Raw genomic sequence first — 13,496 nt, forward strand, 5'->3', positions numbered from 1 at the left:
AATAAAGGCTACTAAATCGTATCACAACTTAGTAGCCTTTGCAAGAAATTTAACTAAATATTTACAAAATTTTGAATTGTTTCTAATGCGCGTGTAGCATACGCTTCATTTCGTTCTGCCTTCTTTTTGATCTTCTTCTCTAACGGTGCAAATAGACCGAAGTTTGCATTCATAGGCTGGAAGTTTTTCGCATTTGTCGCAGTAATATAATTTGCCATACTTCCCATTGCAGTTACAGGTGGTAATACAACTGGCTCTTCGCCTTTTACAAGTCGAGCAGCGTTAATACCTGCTAATAACCCTGATGCCGCCGATTCAACATATCCCTCTACTCCAGTCATTTGACCAGCAAAGAATAAATCATCACGTTGTTTATATTGATACGTCGGACGAAGTAAATTAGGTGAATTAATAAACGTATTACGATGCATTACACCGTAGCGTACAATTTCTGCGTTCTCCAGTCCTGGAATTAACTGTAACACTTCTTTTTGTGGTCCCCACTTTAAATGCGTTTGGAAACCTACGATATTGTATAACGTTCCCGCTGCATCATCTTGACGTAACTGAACAACAGCATATGGCGTTTTCCCTGTTTTCGGATCTTCTAATCCAACAGGTTTCATTGGTCCAAATACTAGCGTCTGTCTTCCTCTGCTTGCCATAACTTCCACTGGCATACAACCTTCAAAGAAAATTTCCTTTTCAAATTCTTTTAAAGGTACTGTCTCAGCAGCAATTAAAGCCTCATAAAAACGATCAAATTCTTCTTCTGTCATAGGACAGTTTAAATATGCCGCTTCTCCTTTATCATAACGAGACTTTAAATATACTTTGTTCATATCAATGCTGTCTTTTTCAACGATTGGTGCTGCTGCATCGTAGAAATAGAAATAATCTTCACCTGTTAGTTCTTTTAATTGTGCAGCAAGATCAGGAGATGTAAGTGGACCTGTTGCAATAATTGTTGGTCCTTCTGGAATTTCAGTAAGCTCTTCATTCACTACAGTTACATTCGGATGATTCTTTACGTATTCAGTCACTTTAGCTGCAAACTCATGACGGTCAACTGCTAAAGCTCCTCCAGCTGGTACAGAGCACTCATCAGCTGCACGAATAATGACAGAATCCATTAAACGCATTTCTTCTTTAATAACTCCAACGGCATTTGTTAATGTGTTTGCACGTAATGAGTTACTGCACACTAATTCAGCAAACTTATCTGTGTGATGAGCTGGCGTTTGCCTTACTGGTCTCATTTCATATAATTTTACTTGGACACCACGTTTTGCAATTTGGTAAGCTGCTTCACTTCCTGCAAGACCTGCGCCAATGACGTTTACTACTTGTGTTGTCATATATATATCACCTTTCCTTTTCTTCCCGAAAAAAATGTGAGCAGTTACGCTCACATTTGTTGTTCTTCTTCATAATCACACGAAATACATTGTACTTGCACGCCTTTTTTCAACTTCTTCTCTACAAGCATCCCTTCACACTTCGGACATTTACGGCCAATCGGCTTATCCCAAGATACAAAGTCGCATTCTGGATACGTACCGCATCCGTAGAAAAGACGTTTCTTTTTGTTACTACGACGTTCAATAATTTGTCCTTCTTCACACTTCGGACAAATTACACCGATTTCTTTCACAATCGGTTTTGTATTACGACAATCAGGGAAATTCGAGCAAGCCATAAACTTCCCATATTTACCCATTTTAAAGACCATTGGATGACCACATAATTCACAGTCTTCCCCAGCTGGTTCATCTTTAATTTCCACTTCACGCATTTCTTTTTCCGCTTTTTCTAAGCGCGGTTCAAATCCTACGTAGAAATCATCAACAATTTTCACCCAATTCGCATTTCCTTCTTCCACTTCATCAAGGCTTTGCTCCATGTTAGCTGTGAATTCAATGTTAATAATTTCTGGGAAAAACTCTAAAATAAGTTCGATTACTATTCCACCCAATTCAGTTGGAACGAAACGTTTATTATCTAAAGCAACATAACCGCGTTTTTGAATTGTTTCAAGTGTCGGCACATAAGTGGATGGTCTTCCAATCCCAAGTTCTTCAAGTGTTCTTACTAAACGAGCCTCTGTATAACGTGGCGGTGGCTGGGTATAGTGTTGTTTCGGCTCTATATCTTTTGAAAATACCGTTTCTCCCACTTCTAACGGTGGCAACATCTTATCCTTTTCTTCCGCACCATCATCTTTTGACTCAACATACACTTTCATAAACCCCGGGAACTTTACAACCGAGCCACTTGCACGGAACTGAACATTGTTATTAATGAGTTTCGCTGTAACAGTATCCATTATAGCAGACGCCATTTGACTTGCAACAAATCGCTCCCAAATCAATTTATACAACCGAAGTTGGTCACGACCTAAGAAACTTTTTAGTTCCTCTGGCTTTCTCATTACCGAAGTAGGACGAATTGCCTCATGCGCATCTTGTGCATTTGATTTTTTCGTTTCTTTCTTCTTCTCTGTTCCTATGTATTCCGCACCATACGCCTCAGTAATGTAAGTACGAGCCTCTGTTTGAGCTGTTTCTGAGATACGCGTTGAGTCAGTTCTCATATACGTTATAAGACCCACAGTCCCTTGTTTCCCAAGATCTATCCCTTCATACAGTTGCTGTGCAAGCATCATTGTTTTCTTTGCTCGCATATTTAACTTACGTGCTGCTTCTTGTTGCAAGGAAGATGTTGTAAACGGTAAAGCGGGATTACGTTTTCGCTCTTTTCTCGTTACATTTTCAACTGAAAACGCATTATCTTTCATCTGTTCAATTATTTCATTCACTTGCGTTTCATTCGTTAATTGAACCTTTTCACCATCTACACCGTAAAAGCTTGCTTCAAATGTATCTTTCCCTTTTACAAACTCTGTTTTAATTGTCCAGAATTCTTCAGGCTCAAAGTTTTGAATCTCCCTTTCACGTTCGATAATTAAACGAACTGCTACAGATTGTACACGACCTGCACTTAATCCTTTTTTTACTTTCTTCCATAATAAAGGACTAATATTGTAACCAACTAGACGATCAAGTATACGTCTTGCTTGTTGTGCATCTACTAAATCCATATTAATTGCACGAGGATGTTTAAATGATTCTTTTATTGCATCTTTTGTAATTTCATTGAAGACAACTCGACAATCTGATTCAACATCCACATTTAACGTATTCGCTAAATGCCAAGCAATTGCTTCTCCTTCACGGTCTGGATCGGCCGCGAGATAGACTTTCTTTGCTTTTTTTGCCGCTGATTTTAAATCTTTTAAAACGGGACCTTTACCACGAATGGTAATATACTTCGGGGTGAAGTTGTTCTTTACTTCTATCCCCATTTGGCTTTTAGGTAAATCGCGAACATGTCCCATGGACGCAACGACTTTGTATTTTTTCCCTAAATATTTCTCAATGGTCTTCGCCTTAGAAGGCGACTCCACGATTACGAGGTAATCTGACATGCTAGTGCCTCCTTAAGAGGTGGATTCAAGTCTTCATTAATCTTATTGATTTCTCTTGTTTTTGTCAATCAAGAATGAATATACCATACAGTGCCAATCTACCATTTGTCAATAATTGTTTAATAAAAACATAAAAATATAAGGTTAATTTATTATTTCTTCAAAGATATCCTCTGCATTTCGTACTAGTTTTGCACCTTGTTGAATAAGCTGATTCGTTCCCGATGCACTATCAATAAATATTGGTCCAGGAAGCGCAAATACCTCTCTATTTTGCTCTAATGCAAGGTCTGCCGTAATAAGTGACCCACTTCTTGATTTTGCTTCTACAACTAAAACCCCTTTACTTATCCCGCTAATAATTCGATTTCTTTTTGGAAAATACCATTTTTTCGGTGCATAGTGCGGAGGATACTCTGTTAATAGCAATATATATTCCTCCCACTTTTCATATAAACGTCTATTCTCTTTCGGATACATATAAGATAATCCGTGTCCCAATATCGCAATAGTCGGACGATGTTTCTTTACTGTAACTTCATGAGATATTGTATCTATCCCTTTTGCAAATCCGCTCACAATAAGCCATTCTCTTTCTAATAAAGGATGTAAAATAAACTCCATACTCTCACGACTGTATAACGACGGTTCTCTCGTTCCAACAACCGCTAATTTATTTACTTTATTTAGAAAATTCTTCTCTCCTTTTCCATATAAAACAAAAGGAGGGTCTTGTATTTCACGTAATAATTGCGGGTAATTTTCATCCCATATAGTCACATAAAAGATTTGATTTCTCTCTAAATAAGATATATATTGCAAAAGGTTTGAATTTTGGAGGAAATGTACTAGTTCTGCAGATTTTTTCGGGGATATTCCAGTGTAGTTTTCTATTTGTTTTTGGTTAAAATTGTATATTACCTTCAATTCTGGATCGACATATAGCAGCCTCTCCATCGCCTTCCAATGATCCGCTAACACGTAATGCAGATGTAATAATCGCTCTCTTTTCATCCTAATTCTCCTTACCCATAATTTTTATTATGTAAACAGAAAAATTGTAAAAAGACACCCTCAAATAAGAAGGTGCCTTTCAAAAAGATTAATAGTTTTTACAAGTTTCAAATAATCCCTTTTCTTTTAAAACAGAGATTAACGTTTCACCCATAACAGCTGGTGTTTCAGCCACTTTAATACCACAAGCTTCCATTGTTTTAATCTTTTCAGCAGCAGTTCCTTTGCCGCCAGAAATGATTGCCCCCGCATGACCCATACGTTTGCCTTCAGGCGCTGTTTGGCCACCAATGAAGCCTACAACTGGTTTTGTCATATTAGCTTTTACCCATTCAGCTGCTTCTTCTTCTGCTGTACCTCCGATTTCACCAATCATAATTACAGCATGTGTTTCTTCATCTTCATTAAATGCTTTTAACGCATCAATAAAGTCTGTACCGTTAACAGGGTCCCCACCGATACCTACAGCAGTAGATTGGCCAATACCTTCTTGTGTTAACTGGTGTACAGCTTCATATGTTAATGTACCAGAACGAGATACGATACCTACATGACCTTTTTTGTGAATGTATCCTGGCATAATACCGATTTTACATTCATCAGGTGTAATGACACCTGGGCAGTTTGGTCCAAGTAAACGTGTATGTTTACCAGCCATATATCTCTTTACGTTAACCATATCTAATACAGGAATTCCTTCAGTAATACATACTACTAAATCAATCTTCGCATCAACTGCTTCCATAATTGCATCAGCAGCAAAAGCGGGTGGAACGTATACAACTGAAGCGTTTGCGCCTGTTGCTTTCACAGCATCTTCTACTGTATCAAATACTGGTACACCTTCAATATCAGTGCCGCCTTTACCAGGTGTTACACCACCGACAATTTTCGTACCGTATTCAATCATTTGTTTTGTATGGAATAATCCTTGAGAACCAGTAATACCTTGAACAATAACTTTTGTATCTTTATTAACTAATACGCTCATTTTTCTCCCCCGCTTTCTATTAGCCCACTAGTGAAACAATTTTCTGTGCACCGTCTGCCATAGATTCTGCTGCAACAATATTTAAGCCAGACTCATTTAAAATTTTCTTACCTAATTCTACGTTTGTACCTTCAAGACGTACAACTAAAGGTAATTCAAGACCTACTTGCTTCGTTGCTTCAATAACACCTTCTGCGATAACATCACACTTCATAATGCCACCAAAAATGTTAACGAAGATACCTTTTACATTTTTGTCAGAAAGGATAATTTTGAATGCTTCTGTTACTTTTTCAGCCGTTGCACCGCCACCAACATCTAAGAAGTTAGCTGGGTCACCATGGTAATGTTTAATGATATCCATTGTAGCCATCGCTAAACCTGCACCATTTACCATACAACCGATATTTCCATCTAAAGGAATGTAGTTTAAGTCATATTTAGATGCTTCAACTTCTTTTGAATCTTCTTCATCAAGATCACGCAGCTCTAAAATGTCTTTATGACGATATAATGCATTAGAATCAAAGTTTAATTTTGCATCTAACGCCATTACTTTACCGTCACCTGTTGTAACAAGTGGATTAATTTCAGCGATAGAGCAATCTTTTTCAATAAACGCACGATATAAGCCCATCATAAACTTCACAGCTTGTCCTACAAGCTCTTTTGGAATATTGATGTTAAATGCGATTCGACGCGCTTGGAAACCTTGTAAACCTACTGCTGGATCAATATATTCTTTAAAGATTTTTTCAGGTGTTTTTTCTGCTACTTCTTCAATTTCTGTTCCACCTTCTTCAGATGCCATTAAAACAACTTGAGAAGTTGCACGATCTAACACTAGACCTACATAATATTCTTTCTTAATATCGCAACCTTCTTCGATAAGTAAGCGTTTTACTTCCTTACCTTCAGGACCTGTTTGATGCGTTACAAGTGTAGTTCCTAAAATGCTTTCTGCATATGTACGAACTTCTTCTAAATTTTTCGCAACTTTTACACCGCCAGCTTTGCCGCGTCCACCAGCGTGAATTTGCGCTTTAACTACACATACATCCGTTCCTAATTCTTTCGCTGCTTCTACAGCTTCTTCTACTGTAAATGCAACTTTCCCGTTCGGAACGCTAACCCCATAGCTTTTAAGGACTGCCTTACCTTGGTACTCATGGATATTCATGGTCCCATCCTCCCCTGTTTTACTCGAAAAGTTTTTTAATGTTTAAAAAACATTACATTGCCATTGTATAAGATGATTGGCACGCTGTCTACAATAAAGTGTCAGAAAACTGAAATCGCTTTATTCTTTTTCGAAAATAATAATGTTCATATACCAAAATAAAAAAATAAGCTGTATATTCACAGCTTATTTTTGAATCATATCTTTAATTGGCGCAAATGATTTCCGGTGTTCCTCTAATACTCCATGCGCTTCAATCGCTTCTAAATGCTGTTTCGTTCCATACCCCATATGTTGTCCAAATCCATATGCAGGATACTTTTCCCCAAGCTCTTTCATCATACGATCTCTCGTCACCTTCGCAATAATAGATGCAGCTGAAATAGAAACACTTTTCGCATCACCTTTAATAATGGATGTTTGTGGAATTGATGTAGGAAGCTTCATCGCATCAATTAATAAATATTGTGGTGTACAAGATAAATTCGCAACAGCATCTAACATCGCTTGTTTCGTCGCTTGATAAATATTTATCTCATCTATGACTTGCGGTGATACAATTCCAACTCCAATCGCAATTGCTTGTGCTTTTATTTCATCATAAAAACGCTCTCGCTTCGCTTCACTCAGCTTTTTTGAGTCATCTAACCCTGGAATATAAAAATCATCTGGAAGAACGACAGCTGCCGTCACAACGGGCCCAGCTAATGGTCCACGCCCTACTTCATCAATGCCAGCAATATATGTGATTCCTTTTTCACGTAACGCATTTTCATACTTAGACATTTCTAGAAATTTTTCTTTTTCCTTTTGTGCTAACTCTTTTTGTTTGTACCACTTCAAAATAAGTTTTTGAATGCCCTTTCGTTCATCTTTTATTAACATTTGAAAGCGATCATCTTCTTCACTCATAATTTCTTGCAGTAAATTCTCCGCTTCTTGTATTGTCATTTTTTGCATATAAGTACACTCCTTTATAAACGTATACAAAAAGAAAAGACGCACAAACGCACGTCTTATACTTCTTCTATTTTCTCTACCTCTTCTACTTGCTCCACAAACTCTTCTGGTGTTTCAAACGTCATTTTACCAAGTTTTCCACCGCGAAGTTCACGAAGTACCAGTTCAGATGTTTTATCATAATCAATCATTCCGCCGCCCATTAAACAGCCTCTGTATTTTCCAATTGCATCAAATAACTCTACAATATCTTCTGGAATTTCATCTAAATTATATCGCTCTTTTAAACGTTCTGGATAGTGTTTCTCCATAAAACGTAATGCATAAACAGCTACATCTTGTAAATTTAAAATTGAATCTTTAATTGCACCCGTTGTCGCTAAACGAAGACCCACTAATTGATCTTCAAATTTAGGCCACAGAATACCTGGTGTATCTAACAGTTCCATTTCTTTCCCAACTTTAATCCATTGTTGAGCTGTTGTCACACCTGGACGATCTCCTGTTTTAGCAATGTTTTTCTTCGCCAATTTATTAATTAACGTAGATTTACCAACATTCGGTATACCGACAATTAAAGCACGAATTGCTCTCGGTCTAATCCCTTTCGCAACCATCTTATCAAACTTCTCTTTAACAAGCACTTTACAAGCCGCAGTAATTTCCTTCATACCTTGTCCAGCTTGCGCATTAATTGAAATTGCCATATGCCCTTTTTCTTTAAAATATGCAATCCATTCTTTCGTTAGACGATCATCTGCCATATCCGCTTTATTTAAAACAACAAGCCTTGGCTTATGTGTAATAATCTCATCAATCATCGGGTTTCTAGATGATAATGGTAATCGAGCATCTACAAGTTCAATTACAACATCAATTAATTTTAATTTTTCTGTTACTTGGCGTCTAGCCTTAGCCATATGCCCTGGAAACCATTGAATTACCATGTTGCCACCTTCTTTTTCATTTATTTCACAATACGTGCATCTTTTAACGGCCAATATAGCATATTGGCTTTACCAAGTACTTGATCCATTGAAATCGTACCAATCGAACGGCTATCTTTACTAAAACGACGATTATCCCCTAAAACAAATAATTGATCTTTTGGAACAGTTTTCTTTCCCGTCATTTCTTCAAGAGTAAAATCATATGTAAGCGGTCCATCAGCAAGCTGTTTTTTCTGCTTATCTAAATACGGCTCCTCATAAACCTTTCCGTTAACATATAGTTTGTCATTCCGATACTCTATTTCATCGCCTGGCAGGCCAATAATACGCTTTATATAATCTTTATCTTCCGTTGCACGGAATACGATAATATCGAAGCGTTTTGGGTCTCCTATGTGATAACCAATTTTATTTACAATCATTCGATCTCGATCATGTAAAGTTGGCGCCATTGATACCCCATCTACGAGAATTGGTGCAAAGAAAAACTGTCTAATAACACCAGCTAATACAACAGCAATCAAAATTGCTTTGATCCATTCCCAAAGTGAACTCGTCTCTTTTTTCATGTATTTCCCCTCCACGGTTATGTAAGCTGCTCGTATTATACCAAAATTTTATATAGATTGGAAAAAGGGAGCTTGCGCATTTACAAGCTCCCATACATGTCTTATCGAATTTCTTTAATACGTGCTTTTTTACCGCGAAGGTTACGTAAGTAGTATAACTTAGCACGACGTACTTTACCACGGCGAAGTACTTCGATGTTCGCGATTCTTGGCGTGTGAACTGGGAATGTACGCTCAACACCTACACCGTAAGAAATCTTACGAACTGTGAATGTTTCACTGATTCCGCCACCACGACGTTTGATTACAACACCTTCGAAAAGCTGAATTCTTTCACGAGTTCCCTCAACTACTTTTACGTGTACACGTAAAGTGTCTCCAGGACGGAATGAAGGAAGGTCAGTTTTTAATTGGCCTTTTGTAATTTCTGCGATTAATTGTTGCATATTAAATTCTCTCCTTTAAACAGATGCTCTTATAAAGTCTTATTAAATTACAGCGGAACATCGTTAATACGGCTACTGATTTCAGTAGCACAAATGTTATAATAGCATATTGCTAGGACTGTTGCAATAGAAAATATATGAAGCCCTTATTGTTCTTCTTTAATCTGTTCCAACCATTTCTTTTCTTGCTTAGATAATTCTCTTTCTTCCAATAAATCCGGTCTACGTGTGTACGTACGACGCAAAGATTCTTTATGGCGCCATTCATCAATATTTTTATGATTTCCTGACATTAAAACATCTGGTACCTTCATACCACGAAAATCAGCAGGACGTGTATAATGTGGATGTTCCAATAACCCTGTACTAAACGAATCTTCCACTTGTGAAGCATGATTTCCTAGTACTCCTGGCAGGAGACGTACTACACTATCAGTAATAACCATAGAGGCTAATTCTCCACCTGTTAATACGTAGTCACCAATAGAAATCTCATCAGTTACGAGATGCTCACGAATCCGTTCATCATACCCTTCATAATGCCCACATACAAAGATTAAATGTTCTTCCTCTGCAAGCTCTTCCGCTTTCTTCTGAGTAAATCTTTCCCCTTGCGGACACATTAAGACAACTCTCGGCTTACGCTCTGTTTCTTTCGTTAAATCTTCCACCGCATCAAAAATAGGCTGAGGAGTAAGCACCATACCAGCACCTCCGCCGTAAGGATAATCGTCTACACTATTATGCTTACTCGTTGTATAATCACGAAAGTTAACAACACGAAGGCTTACCGCTTCTTTTTCTTGCGCCTTCTTTAAGATGGAAGACCCAAATACACCGGTAAACATGTCTGGAAACAACGTTAAAATATCAATTTTCATTATAGTAGCCCTTCCATTACATGAATGGTTACTAATTTATTTTCAATATTAACTTGAAGTACAACATCATCAATGTAAGGAATTAAAAGATCTTGGCCCTTTGGACGTTTAATTACCCAAACATCATTTGCACCAGGAGATAGAATCTCTTTAATCGTTCCTAACGCTTCTCCTTCTTCCGTAACAACACTGCAACCAATAATTTCATGATAGTAGTATTCACCTTCAGCAAGTTCGCCTAACTGCTCTTCTGGTACTTTTATTAAAGAACCTTTAAACTTTTCTGCTTCATCTACATTGTTGTATCCTTCAAATGTTAATAAATCAAATGTCTTATGTTGACGATGAGAAGTTACCTTCACCGGAAGGAAGTCTGTACTTTTCTCATTCGATATGTATAGAGTGTTTCCTACCTTATATCGCTCTTCCGGAAAATCAGTACGAGAAATAACACGAATTTCTCCTCTTACGCCATGAGTATTTACAATTTTCCCTACATTAAACCATTTTGTCATAAATAGTATGTCACCCCTGGTTTCTATATAAATTAAGCATCTCCATTTCACATATGGAACATGCAACTTCTCTTTAAATGTTAAAAAAGGGAGAGGATGTAACTCCTCGCCCTTTTTACGTTTATTGAATTTCCAGTGTTACTTTTTCATCATTATGATGTCCCACTGAATACAAGAGCATTCGAATCGCTTTCGCAACTCTCCCTTGCTTACCAATGACTTTTCCAACATCCTCAGGATGTACAGTTAATCGATACTTTATCTCTCCGTTGTAAAGTTCCTGTGTAACTTTTACATCTTCAGGATGATCGACAAGAGGCTTGACAATCGTCTCGACTAACTTCTTCATAGTCATTGCCTCAATTACTTACCTTGTTTAGATAAGTGGAATTTCTCCATGATACCTTGGTTAGAGAATAAGTTACGAACTGTATCAGATGGTTTAGCACCGTTTCCTAACCATTTTAATGCTGCTTCTTCGTTGATCTTAACTTCAGCTGGTTGAGCAACCGGATTATAAGTACCGATTTCCTCAATGAAACGTCCGTCACGAGGAGAACGAGAATCTGCAACAACTACACGATAGAAAGGAGTTTTTTTAGCTCCCATACGTTTTAAACGAATTTTAACTGCCATTTTATAAAGCACCTCCGAATTTATTTCACACAGATAATTATATTAGCAAAAAGACTATTGCTTTGTAAAGTATTTTTTCTTAACAGAGCCATCTTTTTTTCTTACATGAATGGAAACTTCATTCCACCTAGTCCTTTTTTCTTACCTTTTTGCATTCCAGTCATCGTTTTCATCATTTTCTTCATATCATCGAATTGCTTGATTAGACGATTGATTTCTTGTACGGTTGTACCGCTACCTTTGGCAATGCGTTTTTTTCGACTAGCGTTAATTATTTCCGGTTGTTCACGTTCTAATTTAGTCATAGAACGAATAATTGCCTCAATATGCCCAATTTGCTTTTCATCAACTTGCGCATTTTTCAGCCCTTTAATTTTATTTGCACCAGGAAGCATCCCTAACAATTCGTCAAGTGGTCCAAGTTGACGCACTTGTCCAAGTTGTTCTAGGAAATCGTCAAGTGTAAACGAAAGCGTACGCATTTTTTGCTCAAGTTCTTTTGCTTTCTCTTCATCAACTGTAGCTTGCGCTTTTTCAATTAATGTTAAGACGTCGCCCATCCCTAAAATGCGGGATGCCATACGTTCTGGATGGAACGCTTCAATCGCATCTAGTTTTTCACCCATACCAGCAAATTTAATTGGTGTATTTGTTACAGCCTTAATAGATAATGCCGCACCACCGCGCGTATCACCATCTAGTTTCGTTAATACAACACCCGTTAACCCTAACTGATCATGGAAACTTTGTGCAACATTTACCGCGTCTTGTCCTGTCATCGCATCGACAACAAGGAAAATTTCATCCGGATTCGCAACTTCTTTCACTTTCGCTAATTCATCCATTAGTTCTTCATCAATATGCAGGCGACCTGCTGTATCGATTAAAACATAATCGTGATGATCTTCTTTTGCCTTTGCAATCGCTTGTTTCGCAATTTCAACAGGACTTACTTGATCTCCTAAAGAGAAAACAGGCATGTCCAATTGCTTCCCTAATGTTTCAAGCTGTTTAATCGCTGCTGGACGGTAAATATCCGCTGCAACAAGCATCGGTTTACGATTATGCTTTTTACGAAGCAAATTCGCAAGCTTACCTGTTGTCGTCGTTTTACCCGCACCTTGCAGACCAACCATCATTATAACAGTCGGTGGCTTATTAGCAACAGCAATTTTGCTTTGCTCTCCGCCCATAAGTTCTGTAAGTTCTTCCTGTACAACTTTAATTACTTGTTGTCCAGGTGTCAAACTTTTCATTACATCTTGTCCGACAGCACGCTCAGACACACGCTTTACAAAATCTTTTACTACTTTAAAGTTAACATCCGCTTCTAAAAGAGCTAGACGAACTTCTCTCATCATTTCTTTCACATCGGCTTCAGAAACTTTTCCTTTGCCGCGGATTTTTTGCATTGTCTGTTGAAGTCGGTCGGCTAATCCTTCAAATGCCATATTGCCGCCCTCCTAATCTAATTTTTCGATAGCTTCAACAACTTGTTTCATTTCTTCATTCACATGCTCTTCTTCGCTGATTAGCTGTTTTAGCTTTGCAACAAGTCGCTGTCGCTCTTGAAACTTTTGAAGTAATACTAATTTATCTTCATATTCTTCAAGCATCGCTTCAGTCCGTTTAATGTTATCATACACGGCTTGGCGACTTACATCAAATTCTTCCGCAATTTCACCAAGAGATAAATCATCTAGATAATAAAGCGACATATAACTTCTTTGTTTTTGCGTTAACAACGATTGATAAAAATCAAATAAATAGTTCATTCTCGTTGTTTTCTCGAGCATGTTGGATCATCCTTTGTTAAGTGATTTCCCTTTACATCAATTAGTTTACATGGAGTATAAAAGAGTGTCAA

At 37.6% G+C, this 13,496-nt stretch carries 15 protein-coding genes; all 15 read right to left on the reverse strand.

Annotated elements, in window-relative coordinates; genetic code table 11:
- Positions 1 to 53: 53 nt before the first annotated feature.
- Complete coding sequence (trmFO, locus tag MHH42_RS19325) at positions 54 to 1,358, reverse strand: FADH(2)-oxidizing methylenetetrahydrofolate--tRNA-(uracil(54)-C(5))-methyltransferase TrmFO (RefSeq protein WP_000212000.1); 1,305 nt, start codon at positions 1,356 to 1,358, stop codon at positions 54 to 56.
- A gap of 50 nt (positions 1,359 to 1,408) precedes the next feature.
- Positions 1,409 to 3,487, reverse strand: a complete 2,079-nt coding sequence (gene topA / locus MHH42_RS19330; RefSeq protein WP_001286961.1) for a type I DNA topoisomerase — start codon at positions 3,485 to 3,487, stop codon at positions 1,409 to 1,411.
- Positions 3,488 to 3,631: 144 nt separating this feature from the next.
- Positions 3,632 to 4,501, reverse strand: coding sequence for a DNA-processing protein DprA (dprA, locus tag MHH42_RS19335; protein WP_000818051.1), 870 nt, complete (start codon positions 4,499 to 4,501; stop codon positions 3,632 to 3,634).
- A gap of 88 nt (positions 4,502 to 4,589) precedes the next feature.
- Entirely contained in the window at positions 4,590 to 5,492 is a 903-nt protein-coding gene (sucD, locus tag MHH42_RS19340; protein ID WP_000115185.1) for a succinate--CoA ligase subunit alpha, read from the reverse strand.
- Positions 5,493 to 5,511: 19 nt separating this feature from the next.
- Entirely contained in the window at positions 5,512 to 6,672 is a 1,161-nt protein-coding gene (gene sucC, locus MHH42_RS19345) for an ADP-forming succinate--CoA ligase subunit beta (RefSeq protein WP_001020779.1), read from the reverse strand.
- A gap of 186 nt (positions 6,673 to 6,858) precedes the next feature.
- Positions 6,859 to 7,632 (reverse strand): ribonuclease HII, encoded by a 774-nt coding sequence (locus MHH42_RS19350; RefSeq protein ID WP_016109021.1) that lies wholly within the window; start codon positions 7,630 to 7,632, stop codon positions 6,859 to 6,861.
- 56 nt (positions 7,633 to 7,688) lie between these two features.
- Positions 7,689 to 8,579 (reverse strand): ribosome biogenesis GTPase YlqF, encoded by an 891-nt coding sequence (ylqF, locus tag MHH42_RS19355; protein WP_000236689.1) that lies wholly within the window; start codon positions 8,577 to 8,579, stop codon positions 7,689 to 7,691.
- 20 nt (positions 8,580 to 8,599) lie between these two features.
- Positions 8,600 to 9,151 (reverse strand): signal peptidase I, encoded by a 552-nt coding sequence (gene lepB / locus MHH42_RS19360; RefSeq protein WP_000712442.1) that lies wholly within the window; start codon positions 9,149 to 9,151, stop codon positions 8,600 to 8,602.
- Between the two features lie 101 nt (positions 9,152 to 9,252).
- Complete coding sequence (gene rplS / locus MHH42_RS19365; protein WP_001186517.1) at positions 9,253 to 9,597, reverse strand: 50S ribosomal protein L19; 345 nt, start codon at positions 9,595 to 9,597, stop codon at positions 9,253 to 9,255.
- 146 nt (positions 9,598 to 9,743) lie between these two features.
- A complete protein-coding gene (gene trmD, locus MHH42_RS19370) occupies positions 9,744 to 10,478 on the reverse strand; it encodes a tRNA (guanosine(37)-N1)-methyltransferase TrmD (RefSeq protein WP_000686907.1) in 735 nt (244 codons plus the stop codon).
- Entirely contained in the window at positions 10,478 to 10,993 is a 516-nt protein-coding gene (gene rimM, locus MHH42_RS19375) for a ribosome maturation factor RimM (protein WP_000170280.1), read from the reverse strand. The genes trmD and rimM overlap by 1 nt, the downstream gene beginning before the upstream one ends.
- 121 nt (positions 10,994 to 11,114) lie before the next feature.
- Positions 11,115 to 11,342: a KH domain-containing protein gene (locus tag MHH42_RS19380; protein ID WP_000737399.1), complete on the reverse strand. Its 228-nt coding sequence runs from the start codon at positions 11,340 to 11,342 to the stop codon at positions 11,115 to 11,117.
- Between the two features lie 14 nt (positions 11,343 to 11,356).
- The gene (gene rpsP, locus MHH42_RS19385) at positions 11,357 to 11,629 is read right to left on the reverse strand and encodes a 30S ribosomal protein S16 (RefSeq protein ID WP_000268750.1); all 273 of its coding nucleotides are present in this window, start codon (positions 11,627 to 11,629) and stop codon (positions 11,357 to 11,359) included.
- A gap of 101 nt (positions 11,630 to 11,730) precedes the next feature.
- Positions 11,731 to 13,080, reverse strand: coding sequence for a signal recognition particle protein (gene ffh, locus MHH42_RS19390; RefSeq protein ID WP_000863463.1), 1,350 nt, complete (start codon positions 13,078 to 13,080; stop codon positions 11,731 to 11,733).
- Between the two features lie 12 nt (positions 13,081 to 13,092).
- Positions 13,093 to 13,425 carry a putative DNA-binding protein gene (locus MHH42_RS19395; protein WP_000891061.1) on the reverse strand — a complete coding sequence of 111 codons (333 nt, stop codon included), beginning with the start codon at positions 13,423 to 13,425 and terminating at the stop codon, positions 13,093 to 13,095.
- Between the last annotated feature and the right edge of the window lie 71 nt (positions 13,426 to 13,496).

Source organism: Bacillus sp. FSL L8-0099, assembly GCF_038006385.1.
In the GTDB taxonomy this organism is placed as follows: Bacteria; Bacillota; Bacilli; order Bacillales; family Bacillaceae_G; genus Bacillus_A; species Bacillus_A toyonensis.

Excerpts from the sequence above, each read along its gene's own strand:
- trmFO (WP_000212000.1), bottom strand. The coding sequence starts at position 1,358 with ATGACAACACAAGTAGTAAACGTCATTGGCGCAGGTCTTGCAGGAAGT.
- topA (WP_001286961.1), bottom strand. The coding sequence starts at position 3,487 with ATGTCAGATTACCTCGTAATCGTGGAGTCGCCTTCTAAGGCGAAGACC.
- dprA (WP_000818051.1), bottom strand. The coding sequence starts at position 4,501 with ATGAAAAGAGAGCGATTATTACATCTGCATTACGTGTTAGCGGATCAT.
- sucD (WP_000115185.1), bottom strand. The coding sequence starts at position 5,492 with ATGAGCGTATTAGTTAATAAAGATACAAAAGTTATTGTTCAAGGTATT.
- sucC (WP_001020779.1), bottom strand. The coding sequence starts at position 6,672 with ATGAATATCCATGAGTACCAAGGTAAGGCAGTCCTTAAAAGCTATGGG.
- MHH42_RS19350 (WP_016109021.1), bottom strand. The coding sequence starts at position 7,632 with ATGCAAAAAATGACAATACAAGAAGCGGAGAATTTACTGCAAGAAATT.
- ylqF (WP_000236689.1), bottom strand. The coding sequence starts at position 8,579 with ATGGTAATTCAATGGTTTCCAGGGCATATGGCTAAGGCTAGACGCCAA.
- lepB (WP_000712442.1), bottom strand. The coding sequence starts at position 9,151 with ATGAAAAAAGAGACGAGTTCACTTTGGGAATGGATCAAAGCAATTTTG.
- rplS (WP_001186517.1), bottom strand. The coding sequence starts at position 9,597 with ATGCAACAATTAATCGCAGAAATTACAAAAGGCCAATTAAAAACTGAC.
- trmD (WP_000686907.1), bottom strand. The coding sequence starts at position 10,478 with ATGAAAATTGATATTTTAACGTTGTTTCCAGACATGTTTACCGGTGTA.
- rimM (WP_000170280.1), bottom strand. The coding sequence starts at position 10,993 with ATGACAAAATGGTTTAATGTAGGGAAAATTGTAAATACTCATGGCGTA.
- MHH42_RS19380 (WP_000737399.1), bottom strand. The coding sequence starts at position 11,342 with ATGAAGAAGTTAGTCGAGACGATTGTCAAGCCTCTTGTCGATCATCCT.
- rpsP (WP_000268750.1), bottom strand. The coding sequence starts at position 11,629 with ATGGCAGTTAAAATTCGTTTAAAACGTATGGGAGCTAAAAAAACTCCT.
- ffh (WP_000863463.1), bottom strand. The coding sequence starts at position 13,080 with ATGGCATTTGAAGGATTAGCCGACCGACTTCAACAGACAATGCAAAAA.
- MHH42_RS19395 (WP_000891061.1), bottom strand. The coding sequence starts at position 13,425 with ATGCTCGAGAAAACAACGAGAATGAACTATTTATTTGATTTTTATCAA.